General features: G+C 65.2%; 21 protein-coding genes and 2 tRNA genes. 14 read left to right on the forward strand and 9 right to left on the reverse strand.

The annotated features are described in order from the left end of the window. Positions 1-50 precede the first annotated feature (50 nt). From AC0L3J_RS19725 to AC0L3J_RS19740, 4 genes are all read left to right on the forward strand, one after another. Positions 51-734: a class I SAM-dependent methyltransferase gene (locus tag AC0L3J_RS19725; RefSeq protein WP_473348096.1), complete on the forward strand. Its 684-nt coding sequence runs from the start codon at positions 51-53 to the stop codon at positions 732-734. A gap of 59 nt (positions 735-793) precedes the next feature. Further along, entirely contained in the window at positions 794-1,207 is a 414-nt protein-coding gene (locus tag AC0L3J_RS19730) for a GFA family protein (RefSeq protein WP_473348097.1), read from the forward strand. A gap of 178 nt (positions 1,208-1,385) precedes the next feature. Next, the gene (locus AC0L3J_RS19735) at positions 1,386-2,117 is read left to right on the forward strand and encodes a Crp/Fnr family transcriptional regulator (protein WP_473348098.1); all 732 of its coding nucleotides are present in this window, start codon (positions 1,386-1,388) and stop codon (positions 2,115-2,117) included. 3 nt (positions 2,118-2,120) lie between these two features. Then, positions 2,121-2,348 carry a DUF6894 family protein gene (locus AC0L3J_RS19740; RefSeq protein ID WP_456769377.1) on the forward strand — a complete coding sequence of 76 codons (228 nt, stop codon included), beginning with the start codon at positions 2,121-2,123 and terminating at the stop codon, positions 2,346-2,348. Positions 2,349-2,427: 79 nt separating this feature from the next. Here the strand turns inward: AC0L3J_RS19740 and AC0L3J_RS19745 are convergent. Next, positions 2,428-2,502: transfer RNA gene (locus tag AC0L3J_RS19745), tRNA-Thr, on the reverse strand. Positions 2,503-2,668: 166 nt separating this feature from the next. Beyond that, the gene (locus AC0L3J_RS19750) at positions 2,669-3,178 is read right to left on the reverse strand and encodes a hypothetical protein (protein ID WP_473348099.1); all 510 of its coding nucleotides are present in this window, start codon (positions 3,176-3,178) and stop codon (positions 2,669-2,671) included. 283 nt (positions 3,179-3,461) lie between these two features. Here AC0L3J_RS19750 and AC0L3J_RS19755 point away from each other — a divergent pair, with 283 nt between their 5' ends. Both AC0L3J_RS19755 and AC0L3J_RS19760 read left to right on the forward strand, forming a co-directional pair. Beyond that, complete coding sequence (locus AC0L3J_RS19755; protein WP_473348100.1) at positions 3,462-3,947, forward strand: hypothetical protein; 486 nt, start codon at positions 3,462-3,464, stop codon at positions 3,945-3,947. A gap of 30 nt (positions 3,948-3,977) precedes the next feature. Beyond that, entirely contained in the window at positions 3,978-4,511 is a 534-nt protein-coding gene (locus tag AC0L3J_RS19760; RefSeq protein WP_473348101.1) for a hypothetical protein, read from the forward strand. Positions 4,512-4,577: 66 nt separating this feature from the next. On the opposite strand, the gene rlmB is transcribed toward AC0L3J_RS19760, so the two are convergent. Next, a complete protein-coding gene (gene rlmB, locus AC0L3J_RS19765; RefSeq protein WP_473348102.1) occupies positions 4,578-5,408 on the reverse strand; it encodes a 23S rRNA (guanosine(2251)-2'-O)-methyltransferase RlmB in 831 nt (276 codons plus the stop codon). Positions 5,409-5,614: 206 nt separating this feature from the next. Between rlmB and AC0L3J_RS19770 the strand changes: the two genes are divergently transcribed. Further along, positions 5,615-5,700, forward strand: a tRNA-Tyr gene (locus tag AC0L3J_RS19770). Between the two features lie 114 nt (positions 5,701-5,814). On the opposite strand, the gene AC0L3J_RS19775 is transcribed toward AC0L3J_RS19770, so the two are convergent. Both AC0L3J_RS19775 and AC0L3J_RS19780 read right to left on the reverse strand, forming a co-directional pair. Continuing rightward, complete coding sequence (locus AC0L3J_RS19775; protein ID WP_473348103.1) at positions 5,815-6,846, reverse strand: LLM class flavin-dependent oxidoreductase; 1,032 nt, start codon at positions 6,844-6,846, stop codon at positions 5,815-5,817. Positions 6,847-6,994: 148 nt separating this feature from the next. Further along, on the reverse strand, positions 6,995-7,924 hold the full coding sequence (locus AC0L3J_RS19780; protein ID WP_473348104.1) for a LysR family transcriptional regulator: 930 nt from the start codon (positions 7,922-7,924) through the stop codon (positions 6,995-6,997). Positions 7,925-8,031: 107 nt separating this feature from the next. On the opposite strand from AC0L3J_RS19780, the gene AC0L3J_RS19785 reads away from it, so the two are divergent. From AC0L3J_RS19785 to AC0L3J_RS19795, 3 genes are read left to right on the forward strand one after another with little or no spacing between them, the layout of a single operon-like run. Next, on the forward strand, positions 8,032-9,390 hold the full coding sequence (locus AC0L3J_RS19785; RefSeq protein WP_456769383.1) for an MFS transporter: 1,359 nt from the start codon (positions 8,032-8,034) through the stop codon (positions 9,388-9,390). Next, positions 9,387-9,884, forward strand: a complete 498-nt coding sequence (locus tag AC0L3J_RS19790) for a GAF domain-containing protein (protein WP_473348105.1) — start codon at positions 9,387-9,389, stop codon at positions 9,882-9,884. Before AC0L3J_RS19785 ends, AC0L3J_RS19790 begins: the two co-directional genes overlap by 4 nt. 17 nt (positions 9,885-9,901) lie before the next feature. Continuing rightward, entirely contained in the window at positions 9,902-11,149 is a 1,248-nt protein-coding gene (locus tag AC0L3J_RS19795; protein ID WP_473348106.1) for a metal-dependent hydrolase family protein, read from the forward strand. Between the two features lie 6 nt (positions 11,150-11,155). Here AC0L3J_RS19795 and AC0L3J_RS19800 read toward each other — a convergent pair whose 3' ends face one another. Both AC0L3J_RS19800 and AC0L3J_RS19805 read right to left on the reverse strand, forming a co-directional pair. Then, positions 11,156-12,136, reverse strand: a complete 981-nt coding sequence (locus AC0L3J_RS19800; protein WP_473348107.1) for an NADPH:quinone oxidoreductase family protein — start codon at positions 12,134-12,136, stop codon at positions 11,156-11,158. Between the two features lie 57 nt (positions 12,137-12,193). Then, complete coding sequence (locus tag AC0L3J_RS19805; protein WP_473348108.1) at positions 12,194-14,251, reverse strand: ATP-dependent helicase; 2,058 nt, start codon at positions 14,249-14,251, stop codon at positions 12,194-12,196. Positions 14,252-14,379: 128 nt separating this feature from the next. On the opposite strand from AC0L3J_RS19805, the gene AC0L3J_RS19810 reads away from it, so the two are divergent. Next, positions 14,380-14,970, forward strand: coding sequence for a TMEM175 family protein (locus AC0L3J_RS19810; protein ID WP_473348109.1), 591 nt, complete (start codon positions 14,380-14,382; stop codon positions 14,968-14,970). 9 nt (positions 14,971-14,979) lie between these two features. Here the strand turns inward: AC0L3J_RS19810 and AC0L3J_RS19815 are convergent, their stop codons facing one another. After that, positions 14,980-15,366 (reverse strand): YciI family protein, encoded by a 387-nt coding sequence (locus AC0L3J_RS19815; protein ID WP_007611703.1) that lies wholly within the window; start codon positions 15,364-15,366, stop codon positions 14,980-14,982. Between the two features lie 196 nt (positions 15,367-15,562). On the opposite strand from AC0L3J_RS19815, the gene AC0L3J_RS19820 reads away from it, so the two are divergent. Together AC0L3J_RS19820 and AC0L3J_RS19825 are read left to right on the forward strand one after the other, a co-directional pair. After that, positions 15,563-15,754: a hypothetical protein gene (locus AC0L3J_RS19820; RefSeq protein ID WP_473348110.1), complete on the forward strand. Its 192-nt coding sequence runs from the start codon at positions 15,563-15,565 to the stop codon at positions 15,752-15,754. 29 nt (positions 15,755-15,783) lie between these two features. Continuing rightward, positions 15,784-15,987, forward strand: coding sequence for a hypothetical protein (locus AC0L3J_RS19825; protein ID WP_473348111.1), 204 nt, complete (start codon positions 15,784-15,786; stop codon positions 15,985-15,987). Positions 15,988-15,994: 7 nt separating this feature from the next. Here the strand turns inward: AC0L3J_RS19825 and AC0L3J_RS19830 are convergent, their stop codons facing one another. Next, the gene (locus tag AC0L3J_RS19830; protein ID WP_473348112.1) at positions 15,995-16,708 is read right to left on the reverse strand and encodes a substrate-binding periplasmic protein; all 714 of its coding nucleotides are present in this window, start codon (positions 16,706-16,708) and stop codon (positions 15,995-15,997) included. Between the two features lie 362 nt (positions 16,709-17,070). On the opposite strand from AC0L3J_RS19830, the gene AC0L3J_RS19835 reads away from it, so the two are divergent. Next, positions 17,071-19,497 carry an ATP-binding protein gene (locus AC0L3J_RS19835; RefSeq protein ID WP_473348113.1) on the forward strand — a complete coding sequence of 809 codons (2,427 nt, stop codon included), beginning with the start codon at positions 17,071-17,073 and terminating at the stop codon, positions 19,495-19,497. Positions 19,498-19,626 lie beyond the last annotated feature (129 nt).

Here is a 19,626-nt window from a genome sequence, read left to right on the forward strand (position 1 = left end):
CTCTACCTGCTAGCGTGTTCACGACGGAATCATGGTCTGAGGTCTGCCCGGTGATCGCCAAACGTCCATCCGTGCTCGCTCACGAACGCTTCGTCGCCGACCGCGACAATTTCGCGGACCTCGATCTCGCCGCGCGGTTCGAGCGGATCGAGCAGACCAACCTGTGGGGCGCGGCCACCTCGGTGTCGGGCCTCGGTTCGGAGGCCCCCGCGACCGCCGCGGTCCGCGAGGCGCTTCCTCTCCTGCTGCAACGGCTCGGCGCGCACTCACTGCTCGACGCCCCTTGCGGTGACGCGGGCTGGATCGGTCGCATCAAGCTGGATCTCGACTACACCGGCATCGACATCGTGCCGTCGCTGATCGCGGCCAATCGCCAGCGCGTCGCGGCCGGCGAGTTGTCCGGCCGATTTCTCGTTACCGACATCACGCGCGATGCACTGCCGCGCGCGGATGTCGTTCTGTGCCGGGACTGCCTGGTGCATTTGAGCTTCGACAACATCGTTCGCGCCGTCGCGAACTTCCGCGCCAGCGGCGCGCATTTCCTGCTGGTCACGACATTTCCCGAATGGGAAAACAATCGCGATTGCGAGGACGGCGACTGGCGCGCGCTGAACATGGAGAAAGCGCCGTTCGATTGGCCGGCGCCGCGCGAGCTGATCAACGAGCATTGCGAAGAGGGCGGTGGCGGCTGGCGCGACAAGAGCCTCGGGCTGTGGCGGCTGGATCAATTGTAGCCCGGATCGCGCTGCGCTCCATCCGAACTACAGGACCAACGAGAGTGGAGTGAATCCCGATGATCGATGCCCAATGCAGCTGCGGCGCTCTCGCGCTGTCGCTTCCAGGAGCTTCCAGCCTCGTCGTTGCCTGCCACTGCATTGACTGCCAGCGTCGAACCGGCGCGCCGTTCGGGGTCGGTGCGTTCTATCCGGCGGAGGGCGTCACGATCTCAGGGAGGTCGTACGAATACGTCCGGACAGCCGCAAGCGGCGGCAAGGTCCGCAGCTATTTTTGCCCCGCGTGCGGTTCGACGGTCTATTGGAAGGCGGACAATCTGCCTGCGATGATCGGCGTTGCCGTGGGCGCGGTCGCGGTTCCGAACTACCCGGCGCCCATCCGCTCGGTTTTCGAACAGTCGAAACATGCCTGGGTGGAGATATCAGGCGCCGAGCACTTCCAGCAAAGCAGCGCACCTAAGTATTCCAAGTGAGCGTTGCGCCTCAAATTTCGCGCCAAGGCTTCGCGGCGAGATGAATTGACGCCGTTCCCGTCTGGTTCCGCCGAGTGTTGGAATTTGCGGCAGTCCCTCTGCTTCGCTTGAGACAATCGCTGGCGGCCCCAGGTTGGAACGAACGTGACAAAAACTCGTTTGCCGACCGGAGCTAACGATGAATAACGCGGAAATTTTCGAACCTTTCCTGGCGCGGTTGCGGGTCAGCACCGAAATTGACGAAGAGGACGAGGTCGCTATCCGTCATCTGCCAATCACGGTGAAGCGGATGGCTGGCGGTCAACCGGTCGTTTCTCTCGGAGATCGACCTTCGGCATGCTGCCTTGTCGTTGATGGCTTTATCCTGAGATCAAAGATCGTCGGCAATGGCCACCGCCAGATCATGGCCTTTCACCAACCCGGCGACATTCCCGATCTGCAGGGTCTCTTTCTGCATGTGATGGACCATGACGTCAGCACGCTGGGCGATAGCGTTCTCGGCTTCATTCCCCATGCAGCGGTGCGCTCGCTGATAAGAAAGCGGCCCAACGTGGCTCAAGCGCTTTGGCGCGATACACTGACCGACGCCGCGATCTTCCGGGAGTGGATTTGCAACGTCGGTCAACGCGAAGCCACAAGCCGCGTGGCGCACCTCGTGCTTGAGCTTTACACCAGATTGAAGGCGATCGGCCGAGCGGACGGCCTGTCCTTCGACTTTCCGGCCTCTCAGGCACTCCTCGCCGACGCCGTCGGCACGAGTGTGGTTCACATGAATCGCGTCGTTCAGCAGCTGCGTGCTCAGCGCGTGTTGGACCTGGAACGGGGAAGAATATCGATCCTTGATGAAGCCGGGCTGCGTCAAATAGCAGACTTCGACGTGCTTTACCTTCATCTCAATCCGTCGCTCTGAGCCATGAAGTTCTACTTCGACATCAAGGACGATTTTTTCGCTGCGGTCGACGAGGATGGGGTGGATTTGCCCGGCCCGGAAGCCGCCGAAAAAGAGGCGATCGCAATGGCGACCTCGATTGCCAGAGACGTCGCGTCGGCAAAGGGGGCGCAGGTCCTCATTACAGTCAGGAACGAGAAGCACCCGCTGCTCGAGTTGAGTGTAACGGTCGCTCGGAAATCTCTGACGTGATTGCCTTGGAAATCGATTCTGGCCGTCGTCAGACCGAGGAGTGCCCTGATCTATAAGGCCGTGGTGTCGGCTAAATCGGTGGTGCCGGCTGAGGGGATTGAACCCCCGACCTTCGGTTTACAAAACCGCTGCTCTACCGCTGAGCTAAGCCGGCGACGCCTGGAGAAGCGGGGCAGGGCCGGCGTATGCCGGGGCTGTCCGCCCGTGCGCGCCGCAATACCAGACTTGACCGGAAAGTGCCAGAACCCGCGATGCCCGATGCAGACATGAATCAGGCGGCCCGAAGGCCGCCTGATCTGTCGCATTCGGTTCAAACGGCCTTACTGGCAGATGTGCCGGCGACCGTCTTCGCCCTTGAACCAGGTGCCGGGCGTGCAGACGAAGCCGTTGCGCTGGGCGTAGGTGCGGGTGTCCCAACCGCGATTGTCCCAAGAATTATTCCACGAATTATCCCAGCCATTGTCGTAGGCGTAGGCGTCGTTGGTGGCACGGAACGGGGTGGTTGCGATCGCGCCCGCAGTCCCGACGGCTGCGCCGGCTACGCCAGCGGCTGCTCCGACCGCGCCGGCGGCGACGTCGGTCGGCCAGAAGCCGGTGCGGCTCCTGTTCCAGTCGTTATTCCAGTCGCCGTTGGTGGTCTGGCGATAGGACACGCGACGATGCCGATAGCCGCTGTCGGTGTACGGATTTCCCGGTCCGACGTTCTGGCAGTTGGCGTTGGGGAATTGCGCCGCGCAGCGGCCGGGATTGTTGATCACGGCCTGCGCCATGGCAGAGCCCGTCACCAGGGTCGCCGCAATCGCCGTGGCTCCGAGAAGTTTGATATTCATGATTGTTTGGCTCCCATTTTGTTGACGGGGGCTAAACGCCGAGGACGCCGGACGTTCCGCTGAAACCGGCGGATTTTCGTGTGCGACAGTCAAACGGAAGTGAGCACGCGCCACGGTTCCGGACTGCAGGGGCCGCCGGCGTTAATGCTTCACTAGTTCGCTTTAGAGGATTTGAGCGGCGCGCAATCCTTACACATTAGGCTTACCAGCAATTGGTGAGAGGGCCTTAACCCTCTCTGCGCCGCCATCGGGTAGGTTGTCGCCGAATAAATGGGATCCCCTCATGCGCGTATCTGCGCTCGCCGCCTTTCTGATCGGACTGCCCGCGACGGCGTTTGCCGGCGGCGGCTTCGATATCGTCGTTCCCGGTCGGCCGGGCGTACCCATCATCATCAACAACATCGATGCGTCCTATAGCGTGATCGAGGGGACCTGGGGCCTGGGGAAAAACGTCCAGGTGCAGCCCACGATCTATGGCGGGCGCTATGTCGCCGAGCGCCAGCCCACCGACGTCGGCCATTACTACCCGACGCTGGGCCTGCGGCCCGGCTATGGCCGGCTCGAGGTCGAGCCGCCCGCGAACCGCAAATTGCCCAAGCCCGCCGAGGGCTATTACCAAAGCTGGGGCGCGCAATCGGCGCCGCTGCCGCCGCAGATGGACGTACCCGTCAATCCGCCGCCGGTGATCCTCGCGCCCGAGATCAACGACCAGCCGCGGCGTCCTCGGCCGCGGCCGCGTGCAGAGATGCCCGGCAGGCCGCCGGGTTAAACAACAAACGAAAATCAACAGGAGAGAGTAATGCGTCAGATGATTTCGGGACTGGTCGCGGCGGCTGCCGTGATGTTCGCTGCCACCGCGCCCGCCGCGGCCTGCGGCTTCAATCCGTGCCAGCCGGTCGCGCCGGTCTATTCCGGCTGCAACACCGGTTGCGGCGGTTACGGGGCCGGCTATGGTTACGGCTACGGCGCCTATGAGCGTCTCGCCGAGCCCACCACGCAATATTATCACGTTAACCAGGGCCCGACCTACACCGGCCCGGGCGCCTTCGCGCCGTATCCGACCTACCGTGAGGACGCGGTGGTTGCGCCCGCCAATTACGGCTACGGCCGTGGTTATGGCTATGGGCACGGCTATGGCTATCGCGCCGCCGCGGTCGAAGGGCCGGCCGCCTATCCCTACCGCCGCCCGTATTACCGTCCGTATCGCTACGGCTACGGCCCGCGCGCCGGCTATCTGCCGCGCACGCATTACGGCTACGGCCCGCGCTACGGCTACGCCCCGCGCCATGCGCCGTATTATGGCGGCCACCGCGTGCTGCGTCGCTATTACTGATCGCTTGATCGGTTGAACCAACGAGACGCCCGTCCGCGATGCGGACGGGCGTTTTCTTTTGTTTTGTTACCGCTTCATCAGCCCGAGCCGGCTGGCGCCGACATAGAGCGAGAGCACGGCGGCATTCGAGACGTTGAGGCTCTTGATCTCGCCGGGCATGTCGAGCCGCGCCACGACGCTGCAGGTCTCGCGTGTCAATTGCCGCAGGCCCTTGCCTTCCGCGCCCAGCACCAGCGCGAGCGGCTCGCGCAGGGTGACCTCGGAAAGATCGGCGCTGCCTTCACTGTCCAGCCCGACGGTCTGGAAGCCGAGCTCGTTCAGCGTGGTCAATGCGCGGGCGAGATTTTGCACCGTCACCATCGGGACCAGCTCCAGCGCGCCGGAGGCGGCCTTGGCCAGCACGCCGGTCGCTTCCGGACTGTGGCGCGCGGTGGTGACGATCGCCTTCACCGCAAACGCCGCCGCCGAGCGCAAGATCGCGCCGACATTGTGCGGATCGGTGATCTGGTCGAGCACCAGCACGATGCCGTCCTGCACCAAATCCTCGATGTCTGGCGAGGGCAGGGGATCGGCTTCCGCGAGCAGGCCCTGGTGCACGGCGTCGGGCGACAGCAGCCGATCGATCTCCTGGGGCCGGACGATCTCGGGCGTGATGCGGGTTGCGATGTTCTCGTCCGCCAGACGCCTTGCGGCGTTCTCAGTCAGCGTCAGCTTGCGGATCTGCCGCTGGGGGTTGGCGAGCGCCATGGTGACGGTGTGCCAGCCATAGAGGATGACGGGACCGTCGGTGTCCGAATCGCGATCGCGCCGGGCCGGGCGACCGGCCGATTTTCCGGGCCTGTTGAAGGGCTTAGACCCGCCACGGGGCCCCCTCGGGTTGAATTTTCGATCCTTCATGGGCTCGCTTGTGTCACGGGTCCCGGAATATGGCAATTTGGGTGGCTTCGGGGGCGATTTTAGCTGTTCGCCTCGGTTGACTTTACCCCATCGCTTCGCCGATAACCGCGCCCGGTCGCGCCCCCATCCGGGCTGTCGCGGCCTTCACGTTCCATGGCCGTCTTCGGTCGCCGGCAAGGTCCGGCCCGATTGTGCTGCCGTCGAGCGGGGGAGTGTCCCGAGTGGCAAAGGGAGCTGACTGTAAATCAGCCGCCTTATGGCTTCGCAGGTTCGAGTCCTGCCTCCCCCACCAGCCTTCGCTCGCTTCGCGAGCTACGGCTCGGCAAGCCGGCACCGATGGTCATGGCGCGAAGCGAGCGAAGGCTGTCGCGCCGTAGGGCGCAGGCGGACTGGCGCAGCGCGCAAGTCACCCCATCATCTCCCGCACCATCGGCACCACCTTCCGCCCGTAGAGCTCGATGCTCTTCATCAGTTTGCCATGCGGCAGCGGGCCCGCCGAATACTTCAGCTGAAACCGCGAAATGCCGAGTGCCTTTGCCGTCTTGGCGATCTTGCGCGCGACCGTCTCCGGCGAGCCGACATAAAGCGAGCCGTGCTCGGCCTCATTGACGAACTCGTCGCGGCCCATCGGTGGCCAGCCGCGTTCCTTGCCGATGCGGTCGCGCATCGCCTTGTAGTCGGGCCACAGCTCCTCGCGCGCCTGCTCGTCGGTCTCGGCGACATAGCCGGGCGAGTGCACGCCGATCGGCTGTGCCGGGCGGCCGAACTCCCTAAAGGCGCGGTGATAGAGATCGACGAAAGGCGCGAAGCGCGCGGGATCGCCGCCGATGATCGCGAGCATCAGGGGCAGGTCGTAATGCGCCGCGCGCACCACCGATTGCGGACTGCCGCCGACGCCGATCCAGGTCTTGAGCGTGCCGTTCTCGACCGGGGGATAGACCAGCTGATCCTTCAGCGGCGGACGCAGCTTGCCTTCCCAGGTCACCGGCTTCTGCGACAGCAGTGCTGCGAACAGATCGAGCTTCTCCTCGAACAGCTCTTCGTACTTGCGCAAATCAAAGCCGAACAGCGGGAAGGATTCCGTGAACGAGCCGCGGCCGAGGATCACCTCGGCGCGCCCGTTCGAGAGCGCGTCGAGCGTGGCAAAGCGCTGGAAGACGCGGATTGGATCGTCCGAGCTCAGCACCGTCACGGCCGAGCCGAGATGGATGCGCCTGGTCCGCGACGCGATTGCCGCCAGCACGGTCTCGGGCGAGGAGATCGCGAAGTCGGCGCGGTGATGTTCGCCGAGGCCGATGAAGTCGAGGCCGAGCTCGTCGGCGAGCACCGCTTCGTCGACGACGTTGCGGATCGCTTGCGCGTGCGGAAGCATCGCGCCGGCGGCGTCCTTGGTGACATCGCCAAAGGTGTCCAGTCCGAATTCGAGCGGTGCGGTCATTGATGAGGTCTCTGCGGGCGCAGCTTTGCGCGCCTGTCACTGGGGGAGGGGATTTGCTTCCGTTGGAGCTAAGCAGCGGGGACTGGAACACAATGCTGCTTCGAGAAACCCATTGTTTCCCTTTTTCGGGTGTCGGGGGCCTGCGCCTTCAGTCGGACCTGGCGAACATCTCGACCAGGGTGTCGCGCAGCCAGCGCTGCGCCGGTACGGTGTCGTTGCGCTGGTGCCAGAACAGGCTGACGATGCGCGGCGGCGCCTTGAGCGGAAGCGGCATCGCGTGCAGGAACGGCGCGTGTCGGGATTGCGAGCGCAGATCGCTCGGCAGCACCGCGATCAGGTCCGACTGGCGCACGATCTCGTAGGCGGCGCTGTAGTGATTGACGGTCGCGACCAGGTTGCGCGACAGCCCGCGCGAGGCGAGGAAGAGGTCGTAGGACGGCAAGGTCTTGCCGGCGAGGCTCACATCGACATGCCCTGCGTTGAGGAAGCTGCGCGTGCTCAGCCGCTTCACCGCCGCGAGCGGATGGCCGCGCCGCATGAAGCAGGCGTAGTCGACGGTCCACAGCGAGCGCGAGCGGATGGCGGCCGGCTGCTGCGCCTCGTTGACATAGACGCTCAACACACAATCGACCCTGTTGTCCTCGAGCTGATCGGCGATCTCCACGACGGTGTTGGGGACGGTGTGGATGCGCGCCTTCGGCGCGACCTTGCCGAAATGGTTCAGCAGGTTCGGCATCACCAGCGAGGCGACGTAATCCGACATCGACAGGCTGAACTCGGTCTGCGCACGGCGCGGATCGAACACCTGCTCGTCGAGCGCGCCGCGGACGGTTTCGAGCGCTTCGCCGATCGGCTCCCACAACACCACGGCGCGCTGGGTCGGACGGATGCCGGTGCCGGACCTGACGAACAGGGGATCGCCGAGCGCGTCCCGCAGTCGTGCGAGCGCATTGCTGACCGCCGGCTGCGTCATCAGGAGCGCGTTGGCGGCGCGCGTGACGCTGCCCTCGGTCATCAGGGCCTCGAACACTTTCAGCAGGTTGAGGTCGAGCTTTCGGAACGACAGAACATTCACCACAGTGATGTACTAGATCATGATTATAAATTATGACGATAATATCTCCTTGTCTATGGTTTCCCCAGGGAATGAGCGGAGTGCCGGGCCGCCAGACAGAGGGGACTTTCATGTCGATGATCTCGGCGCGCATCGAGCGCCTTCCATTTGCGCGCTTCCACGGGCATCTGCTGCTGATGGGCGGGCTCGGCTACATGTTCGACGCGATGGACGCAGCCGTGCTGGCGTTCATCCTGCCGGTGCTGCGCACGACCTGGAATCTGTCGAGCGTGCAGATCGGCGTGCTCGGCAGCAGCACCTATATCGGCTTCCTGTTCGGCGCGCTGCTGGCGGGCACGCTGGGTGACCTGATCGGCCGTCGTGCGGTGATGATGTCGGCGCTGGCGCTCTATTGCGTCGCATCCATCGTCAGCGCGGCGGTGAACGACTGGTCGTCCTTCTTCGCCGCCCGCGTGGTCGCGGGCATGGGCACCGGCGCGGAGAGCGCAATCATTGCGCCCTATCTGGCGGAATTCGTCGCACGGCGTTACCGCGGCAGCTTTACCGGCGCGCTGGCCGGCTTCTTCTCCTTCGGTTTCGTCGCGGCGGCCTTGCTCGGCTATTTCATCGTGCCCGCCTATGAGAACGGCTGGCGCATCGTTCTGGTGATCACCGCGGTGCCGGTCGTCATGCTGCTGTGGTGGCGCAGGGCGCTGCCGGAATCGCCGCGCTGGCTGGAAAGCCGGGGCCGGGAGAAGGAAGCCGCAGCCGTGCTGGACAGGATCGAGGCCGGATTTGCGAGCCAAGGCCACGTCCTGCCGCAACCGGTCGTCGAAATCACGGCGCCTGCCGTGACTGGTGGGACGCTGCTTGCCAATTTTGCTGCGCTGCTCGCCGGCCGCCAGGCGCGCATCACCATCATGACCTGGATCATGTGGCTGACGATCACGTTCAGCTACTATTCCTTCTTCGTCTGGATCCCCGGCCTTCTGGTCCAGAACGGCATGAGCATCACCAAGAGCTTCGCCTATTCGATCGCGATCTATTGCGCGCAGATCCCCGGCTATTTCAGCGCCGCGTACTTCAACGAGCGCATCGGCCGGCAGGCGACGATCGCCTCCTACATGGTGCTCGGCGGCGCCAGCGCGCTTGGACTTGCATTCGCGCAGAGCGACCAGCACATCATGGTCGCCGGAATCTTGCTGTCCTTCTTCATGAACGGAACCTATGCGGGCGTCTATGCCTATACCGCCGAGGTATTTCCGACGGCGGTGAGAACCACCGGCGCCGGGCTCGCCTCCGCAATCGGCCGCATCGGTGCGATCGTCTCGCCGATCCTGGTCGGCTATCTCTATCCCAATTTCGGCTTCGCCGGCGTGTTCGGCCTCACCACAAGCGTGCTGCTGTTAGGCGCGCTGACCGTGGTGCTGATGGGCGTGCCGACACGCGGCCGTTCGCTGGAAGAGATCGCGGCGGGTGAAGTCGCATGAGGGAAACGAAACGCCGGTCCGATCCGCTGCTCTGCGCCGTCGCGGCCGCGCAGGGCAGGGCGGATCAGCCGGATGCCTTGTACTCGGCGCTGGACGACGCCTTGAAATCGGCGATCGGGCACAAGCTGTTCACGATCCTGACCTATGAAGACGACACAAGGGAAGCAGCGCGGGTGTATTCCAATCTGCCCGGACCTTACCCCGCGGGCGGACGCAAACGCCTGGCGGCGGGGCCGTGGACTGAGGCCGTGCTCGACCGCGGCGAGGCCTATATCGGCCGCACCCGGGACGATCTGCGCGAGGTGTTTTCCGATCACGAGCTGATCGCTTCGCTCGGCTGCGAAAGCGTGCTCAACATGCCCGTGCGCTGGCGCGGGCGCACGCTCGGCTCGCTCAATCTGCTCCATGAGGCAGGTTGGTACGGCGAGGACGATATCGCTGCGTGTCTTCCATTCGCCCAGCTCGCCTTGCCCGTGCTGCTGATCCAGTCCTGATAAGACAGGAAGTCGTCATGTCCCGTGTGCTCTTCAAGAACGCCGCTCTGCTCGATCCGCTTCAGCCGGACCTCCTGGAGGGGCATCACGTGCTGGTCGAGGACAGTCTGATCAAGGAGGTCTCCGATCGGCCGCTCCAGGTGGAAGCCGACCGCACCGTCGATCTGAAGGGCAAGACGCTGATGCCCGGCCTGATCGACCTGCATGTGCATGCGATCGCCGTAGAGCTCAATCTGGCGCAGCAGGTGCACATGCCGAACGTGCTGGTGACGCTGCGCTCGACGCTGCTGCTGCGCGGCATGCTGCGGCGGGGCTTCACCACCGTGCGCGACGCCGGCGGCGCCGGCCATGCGCTGAAGCAGGCGATCGAGACCGGTCTCACCGACGGTCCACGGCTGTTCGTCTCGGGACGTGCGCTGAGCCAGACCGGCGGCCACGGCGACATGCGAGCCCGCTCGGACTACCTCGCCAGCGACGCACCGTGCCCCTGCTGCGTGCGTGTCGGCGCGCTGGCGCGCGTTGCCGATGGTGTCGACGGCGTGCGCAGGGCGGCGCGCGAGGAACTCCAGATGGGCGCCGACCAGATCAAGATCATGGCCTCCGGCGGCGTCGCTTCGCCGACCGATCCGGTCGGTGCCTTCGGCTACTCCGAGGACGAGATCCGCGCCATCGTCGAGGAGGCGCGCGGGCGTCAGACCTATGTGCTTGCCCACGCCTACACCGCTGCCGCGATCGAACGCGCCGTTCGCTGCGGCGTGCGCACCATCGAGCACGGCAATCTGGTCGATGCTCCGACCGCGCAGCTGATGGCCGAGAAGGGCGCCTATGTGGTGCCGACGCTGGTCACCTACGAGGCGCTGGCCAACGAGGGCGCTCAGTATGGCCTGCCGCCGGAGAGCGTGGCCAAGATCGCCGATGTTCGCGACGCCGGCCTGCGTTCGCTCACGATCTACCGCGATGCCGGCGTGAAGATGGGGTTCGGCAGCGACCTGCTCGGACCGTCGCAGCGTCTGCAGAGCGACGAATTCCGCATCCGCGCCGAAATTCTCGGACCGCGCGCGGTCATTGCCAGCGCGACATTGATCGGCGCCGAGGTGCTCGGCATGGAAGGCAAGCTCGGCCGCATCATGCCCGAAGCCATTGCGGACCTGCTGGTGGTCGACGGCAATCCGCTGCGCGACGTGGCCTGCCTGCTCGGCCAGGGCGAGCACATCCCGATGGTGATGAAGGCGGGCAAGGTCCAGTTCGACCGGCTGGGCGCATAACTAGTCCTATTTCGAGATACGCACGACCATCTTGCCAAGCGCCCCGCGCGTCTGCATGGTCCTGAACGCTTCCCGGAAATCATCCAGCGTGAAGACGCGACCGACCACGGGCTTCAGCTGGCCGTCGACCAACCAGGCCGTCAGCTCCGACATCAGGCGCTTCTGCACCTCGGGCTCGCGGATTGGAAGCTGCGCGAGGTCGACGCCGAGCAGGGCGCCACCCTTCAGCAGTGGCAGGTTGAACGGCAATGCAGGGATCGCGCCGGCGGCAAAACCGACCACGAGATGACGGCCGCGCCATGCGATCGAGCGAAAGGCCTGAACCGAGACTTCGCCGCCGACGGGGTCGAAGATCACATCGGCGCCGTGTCCTCCCGTCAATTCCTTCAATGTGTCGCGCCAGTTGGTCTGCGTGTAGTCAACCATGGCATCGGCGCCGTGCTGTCGCGCGAACTCGCGCTTGTCTGGTGTCGACGCCGCTGCGATCACGCGGGCGCCGAGCAGCCTGCCAATCTGGACAGCCGCGATTCCCGTGCCGCCCGCTGCGCCCAGCACCAGAAGCTGTTCGCCTGCGCCGAGCGACGCGCGCGCACTCAGCGCATAGAGGGCGGTCAGGTAATTGGCACGAAACGAGGCGGCGACCTCCGCCGCGACGCCGTCCGGCAGGGGATAGAGCGCTTCGGGGGTGACGACGATCTCTTCGGCGAGCGCGCCCGACCGCGTCATGCCCATCACGCGCATGCCGGGTCGATAGCCGCCCGGTGCGCCGGGCGCTTCGTCCACGATCCCTGCGAATTCGGTTCCGGGAATGAAGGGCAGGGGATCCTTGGTCTGATAGCGCCCTTCGATCTTCAAGCCGTCGACAAATCCGATTCCTGCGGCCTCTACCCGGATGCGCAGCTGTCCCGGCTCGATGCGCGGAGACGGAACGTCCTTCAGCGCGATTTGATCGATGGGCGCGTATTGCTCGACGACGACGGCCTTCATGTCGGACCTCTGTTGTTCCAGCTATCCTGACAGGTCCCGACACCAGCCTCTTGTGTCTTACCGCCACATTCCGCGCATCCGCGCGCCGATGTCGACCTTTGGCCCTTGCGCGGCAGTGCGCGCTGAGCTTGCGCCGGCTTTCGGCCAGGCGGTGCGCTCGAACAGATAGACGAGCTGCTCCGGGATGAAGCGGGTGCGCGAGGCGTAGACATGGCGGTCGCCCTTGGCAGCCTGGCCGTGGACGAAGAAGCGCTGCGGTACCACGAGGTGCAGATCGTCCTTGGCGCGCGTCATCGCGACATAGAGCAGGCGGCGTTCCTCCTCGAGCTCGGCGCTGGTGCCGGCGCCGAGATCCGACGGCATGCAGCCGTCGACGACGTTGAGCACGAACACCGATTTCCACTCCTGGCCCTTGGCGGAGTGGATGGTGGAGAGGATCAGATAGTCCTCGTCGCGCAAGGGTGGCCCGGATTTGTCGCTGGTCGCATCCGGCGGGTCGAGCGTGAGCTCGGTCAGGAATTTCTCCCGCGAGGCATAGCCGCTCGCGATCTGCTCGAGCTGCATCAGATCGGCGCGGCGCGTCTCGGAATCCTCGTGGAGGCGATCGAGATGCGGTTCATACCACAGCCGCACGCGTTCGAGATCGGCCGGCCATTCCGAATAGCGCAGATTTTCGACGGTGCGGACGAAGTCGGTCCAATCCGCGCCGGTGCGCGCCGGCACCGGGAGCTGGCCGAGCGCGGCGAGCGGATCGGTGCTCTCGGCCATCTGGTCGAGCACACGCTGCGCCGTCGCGGGTCCGATCCCCGGCAACAGATGCAGGATGCGAAAGCCGGCGACGCGGTCGCGCGGATTCTCCGTGAAGCGCAGCAAGGCCAGCACGTCCTTGACATGCGCGGCATCGAGAAACTTGAGCCCTCCGAACTTGACGAAGGGAATGTTGCGGCGGGTGAGCTCGATCTCCAGCGGGCCCGAATGCGAGGACGTCCGGAACAGCACGGCCTGGTGCTTCAACAGCGCGCCTTGCTCGCGGTTGGCCAGCACTTCCTCGACAATGTAACGGGCCTGATCGGCCTCGTCATGCACGGTGACGAGCTGTGGTTTTTGCGTGCCGGCGCGGTCGGTCCAGAGGTTCTTGGTAAAGCGCTCGCGCGCCAGCCCGATGACGCCGTTGGCCGCCGCCAGCACGGGTTGCGTCGAGCGGTAATTGCGGTCGAGCGTGATCATCTCGGCGCGGGGCGAGAAGCTCTGCGGAAAATCCAGGATGTTGCGGACGGTGGCGGCGCGGAACGAATAGATCGACTGCGCGTCGTCGCCGACGACGGTGAGGCCGCGTCCATCCGGCTTCAGCGCCAGCAGGATCGAGGATTGCAGGCGGTTGGTGTCCTGATATTCGTCGACCAGCACGTGATCGAAGCGACCGCCGATTTCTTCCGCGATCAGCGCATCGCTCATCATCTGCGACCAGTAGAGCAGGAGGTCATCGTAATCGAGCACGTGCTGGGCCTGCTTGGCCTCGACATAGGCCGCGAACAGGCCCTTCAGCTCGGCCGCCCAGCCTGCGCACCAGGGATAGTGCGCCCCCAAAACCTTCTCGATCTCCATCTCGGCATTGACGCAGCGCGAGTAGATCGACAGGCAGGTGCCTTTGGCGGGAAAGCGGCTCTCGGTCTTCGACAATCCGCGCTCGTGCCGGACCAGGTTCATCAGGTCGGCGGAATCCTCGCGGTCGTGGATGGTGAAGGCGGGATCGACACCGATCCGCTCGGCATATTCGCGCAGCAACCGTGCGCCGATGCCGTGGAACGTGCCGGCCCAGCTGAGCGCGTCGCGCATGATCGCGGCATTGTTTTCGCCGAGCACTTTTCGGGCGATGCGCTCGACCCGGCCGGCCATCTCGGCCGCGGCGCGGCGCGAGAACGTCATCAAGAGGATGCGGCGCGGATCGCTGCCCGCGACGATCAGATGCGCGACGCGATGGGCCAGCGTATTGGTCTTGCCGGAGCCTGCACCGGCGATGACGAGCAGGGGCGCGCCCACGGTCGCACCATCGGCCACGCCATGCTCCACGGCGCGGCGCTGCTCCGCATTGAGCGTGTCCAGATATGTCGCCACGAATCGCCCCGGTGAAACAGCCAGAGTCGGCGATCCCGCTGCGAATCGCAATGCGTCTGGACGGGACCGATGTTAAGACCTAGGGACAAGACGGCCCAAGGTTCCATTCCGAAAAAGCGCTAACCGGCATGACCGAGCTCAAATCCGACCAGTTCGAAATGCGACGGCTGGAATCGCTCAGCAACACCATCTTTGGCGTCGCCATGACGCTGCTCGCCTACGACCTGCCCAGGGCCGCGGTGTTCACCAGCGCGCCCGACTGGAACGATCTCGCCCGGGTCTATTCCGGCAAGCTCGCGGGTCTAGCGCTCAGCTTCATCATCGCCGGCGTGTTCTGGATCAGCCATCACCGGCGGCTGGCGCGCCAGCCCGTCGGCAGCCGCGGCGCGGTGATCCTCAATCTGTTCTTCCTGCTGTCGATCGTGCTGCTGCCGGTGACCAACGGCCTCTACACCAACTACCCCACGAGCAGTGCGGTCGCCGTGCTCTACGGCCTGCACCTGACTGCGATCGCCGGCCTCAATGCCTGGCTGTGGTGGAGGATCCTGGGCGGCTGGCGCCAGGAGATCATGGCTTCGCTGTTTCCGTTGCTGGTGTTCATCCCGGGCACGGTCGTTGCGGCGTTCGCGCCGCAGGTCGCGCCGTTCGTGTGGTTCATCGCCTTCGGCGGCCTGCTGATCCAGCGCTTCTATGCCGGGCCGACGGGGACGGACAAATAGGCCTGCCGTTCATTCGCCGGAAGGCGTCGCGCCGAACCCGTCGGCCGGCACGTAAAGCTTGACCGGGCGGATTTCGTAAACCGCTGACGGATTGACCTGGCGCAGCGTCCGCGCGGCCGCGATCGCCTCCTCGTCGGTGTCGTATTCGACGAGGTGGAAGCCCAGAAGCTGCTCCTTGGTCTCGGCAAACGGGCCGTCCAGCACGACGCCCGCGCCGGGGCCCCGCAGGGTGCGGGCCTTTCGGGTCTCATCCAGGCGGGCGGCCGGGCCGAAATGCCCGCTTGCCCGCAGGGGCGCCTGAACCTCGATCACTTTGGCCACGACTGCGGCGTCCTTCTCGGGCGTCCAAGACAAGATCTCGTCTTCCACGTGATAGGCCAGGATAGCGTAAAGCATCGTCACCTCGTTGTTTTCGCTGCGCGCGTCCCAAGGACGTATCACCACCGTCGCAGCCGACAATGGGGCTGCGGAAAATATTGCGTCGCGGGGTGCGGCGACGAAACCCTCCCGAAACCCGATTGCGGCCGAAAAATGTGAACGCCGCCCGAATGCGGCGCGACTGATTGCCACCAAGAACACTTCGGAGGCGGCCATGTCGACCATCAAGATCATCTGCAAGATCATCTGCGACGCGCGTCGGGCGGGAAAGTCGGACGCTGCGGATCTGCACGACCAGAGCGGCCACCACCGCTATTACGGCAGCTCGGCCGAGAGCGGCGGCGAGCGCATCGTCGAAAGCCGGCGCGGCAAGCGCCCGCCCGCAATGAGCGTTTGCGGCTTCTAAGCCCGACGCTTGCGAAACAGCCTGCAACCATGAACGTCGTGCAGATATCGATCGCCGCGATGCCGTTCCTGCTCTCGCTCGCGAGCAGGTCCGGCAAGGCGATCGCGCCATGCCTGCTCGCGGGCATCTTCACCGTGTTGCTCGGCGGCGAGCCGTCGCGGGCGGCCATGGCCTGGTGCGTCGGGCTGTTGATCGCGGCGGTTGCGGTGCGGGAGCGGACCCGCACGAACTGACCGCGTGTCACATCCCGCTCAGCACCTGCTTGATCAGGGTTTCCCGCAACCGGGCGAGGTCGCCGCTCGCCTCCATCTGCTCGATCATCCTTCCGACCTTCGGCACGAGATCGCGATGCCGTTCATGCAGATGGTGGTAGATGCTGATGCGCTCGAGTGGCGGTGAGAGCGGATGGATCCTGGCCTGGAGATTGAGTTTCTTCACCGCAGCCAACCCGCTGAAGAGGTCGGTGACCATCACGTCGAAGCGGTCGGCATCGAGCATCTTGACCATGTTGTCGAGGCTTGTCGTCGCCGTGACCCGGGTCATGCCGCGCGTACCGGCTTCCGACGAGCCGACGCCGCGTACGATGCCGATGCTGTAGTCTCTGATTGAATTCCAGCCGGCGACGTCGAACTGCAGTTTCGTGGTGAAGACAGCAGGCTCGATGTAATTGATCGCAGGTGTCACCTGGATCAGCGTCGGGTAGTCGCGAGAGAGCGTTCCGATCCGCTGGACCTCGCCGTCGACCTCGCCGGTGCTCGACAGCGTGAGCGCGCGCTTGCCGGGGACATCCTCGAATTCGAGCTTGATATTCAGCCGGGCATAGACCGCACGGAGCATCTCGCCGCCGACATATTGATCGGGGATATCGGCGATGCGTGCCAGCCGGATGACCTCTTGCGCCTGCGACGGGCCTGCCGCGAGCAGCAACAGGCAGACCACGACTATCCGCCTCATGACGCATCTCCCTGGCCATGCCTTTTGGCGTGCTCTGCTACCATCGGACTCCGGTGCCGCGCGATCTACCGGAGATGGCAGCTGCGCCGGTCCGCAACGTTTGCAGCGCCTTCCCGCTGTGCGGGCGGCTCCGGACTTTCACCGATGTCATTCTAGCACGCGAGGTGGTAGTTTGCCCGGGAATCCTGCTGCTGGGCGCAAGATATGACCCCGTCGAACTCAGGCCGCCCATGGGCCGACAGGATCAAGGGCCGACAGGATCGCCACGTGTATCGCGTGACGCGGCAAAGCCTCACCGTTCACTTTGCGCGCGGCTGCGGCCGGTAGGCTGAGCAGGTGCCGCCATTTCGGGGACGTGGTGCATGGGCAACGCAGGTGACGACGATACCAAGCGTGGCCGCGCCATTGCGCCGGCGGCTGCGAAGCAGGATTTGACCGGCATTGGTGCCGCGCTCGCGCCTGCGATGTTCGCGGCGCTCCTGTCGCGCATCTTCAACTGGTCGCGCAGCGGCGTCGGGCCCCGGCTGCTGGCCGCCGTGCTGCTGTTCTCGTCGGTCGTGACGCTGACCCTGACCGCGCTCCAGCTCTATCTGGATTACAATCGTGAGGTCGGACTGATCGAGACGCGGCTGGACGAGATCGGCCGCAGCACCACGGGCAGCCTCGGAGAGAGCCTGTGGAATCTCGACCAGAACCAGCTCAAGCTCCAGCTCGATGGCATTCTGCGGCTGCCCGACATCCGTGCGGCGGAGGTCCGCGAGATCGCCGATCGACCCAATCCGATCCGGGTCGAAGTCGGCGAGCGAAACACCCGTTCGATCATGACCCGGGAATTTCCGCTGAGCACGATGGTGCAGGGGACCTCGCGTGCCATCGGCACGCTCCGGGTCGAGGCGACGCTGACCGACGTCTATCAGCAATTGCTGAACAGGGCCCTCGTCATTCTGGCAAGCCAGGCGGCAAAGACGTTCCTCGTCTCGTTGTTCATCATCTACATGTTTCATCTGCTGGTGACGCGGCATCTCGTCGCCATCGCCGAGTACGTCGGCAAGTACAGCCTCGGACGGCCGCCGCCGCCGCTGCGCCTGGAGCGCCGGCCGCCTTACGAGGCCGACGAGCTGGACAAGGTGGTCGTTGCCTTCAACGCGATGTGCGCCAACCTCGAACATACCTATGGCGAGCTGCGCGAGGCCAATGGGAATCTCGAGCGTGACCTGAAGATCCGGCGGCATGCCGAGGAGAACGCCCGCGCGAGCGAGCAGCGTTTCCGTGACTATGCCGAGACCGCATCCGACTGGTTCTGGGAGACCGGCCCGGATCACGTGTTCACCTACATTTCAGATCGGGCCGATGCTTTCGGCATGGACCACACGGCGCTGATCGGGAGGCGCCGTTCGGATGCCGCCTTCGACCGCGATGCCGAGCCGCAGAAATGGCGCGGTCACCTGGCGACGCTGGATCGCCACGAGCCGTTCCGGAAGTTCGAGTATCGCGGCCGCGATGCGGCTGGGCGCGCGCGCCATTTCAGCGTCAACGGCCAGCCGGTGTTCGACGCCGACGGGCGCTTCATGGGGTATCGTGGGTCGGCCACCGATCTGACCGAGCAGCACGAGACGGAGGAGCGGCTTCGCCAATCGCAGAAGATGGACGCGATCGGTCAGCTCACCGGCGGCGTCGCGCATGACTTCAACAACGTGCTCACCGTCATCATCGGCACCATCGAGATCATCCGGGAGGGGCTGGCGGACAAGCCCGACCTCGCCGCGATCGCCCAGCTCATCGACGATGCGGCGGCGCGAGGCGCGGAGATCACCTCGCAGCTCTTGACCTTTGCGCGTCGGCAGCCGCTGGAACCGCGCGAGATCGACGTCAACGGCCTCGTGCTCGAGACGGCGAAGCTGTTGAAGCCGATCCTGGGCGGAAACGTCGAAATCGTGACCCGCCTCGCGGACGACGCCTGGCCGGCGATGGCCGATCCGTCGCAGCTGTCGTCGGCGATCATCAATCTCGCGGTCAATGCGCGCGATGCGATGCCTGGCGGCGGCACGCTGACGCTCGAGACCGCGAACCGCGAATTCGATGGCGCGAATGGTGCTGGTGACGGCGACGCCACGCGCGGCGCCTTCATCATGGTCGCGGTGGCGGACACCGGCCATGGCATCCCCGCCGACATCCGCGACCGCGTGTTCGAGCCGTTCTTCACCACCAAAGGGGTCGGCCGCGGCACCGGGCTCGGCCTCAGCATGGTCTACGGCTTCGCCAAGCAGAGCGGCGGCAGCGTTGCGATCGAGAGTGAGGAAGGCCGCGGCACCGTGATTCGGCTGTTTCTGCCGCGATCTGCGGGCGGAGCGCAGGCGAGGACCGGAGCGCTGCAGGCGCCCGCGGCGGCGCGCGGGCACGAGACGATTCTCGTCGTCGAGGACGATCCGCTGGTGCAGGGCTATGTCATCGCCCAGCTCGGCAGCCTCGGCTATCGCACCCTCGCAGCCGGCGACGGCGCAACCGCGCTTGCACTGGTGCAGCAGGGCGCCCAATTCGATCTGCTGTTCACGGACATCATCATGCCCGGCGGCATGAACGGGCAGGAACTGGCTGAGGCCGTGCGGCGCCTCCGCCCGGGAATGAGGGTGCTCTACACGTCCGGCTATACCGACAACGCCCTCGACCACGAGGACCACCTCGGTCCCGGCGTCGCGCTGCTGAGGAAGCCGTACCGGAAGGCGGACCTGTCACTGAGGATCCGCGAGGTGCTCGCCGGCGAGCCGCCCGACGGAGCAGCAGGCGCGTGACCCACGAAAAAGGCGCGGCGGGGGAGGCCCCCGTCGCGCCCGATTTCTTGCTCGCTGGTCCAGGGCTGAGAGCGCCCCGATGCCAAGCCTTTATTCAAAGCTTAGCGGGCGATCCCAGCGAGGTGACAG

The organism is Bradyrhizobium sp. Kon37 (assembly GCF_055807535.1).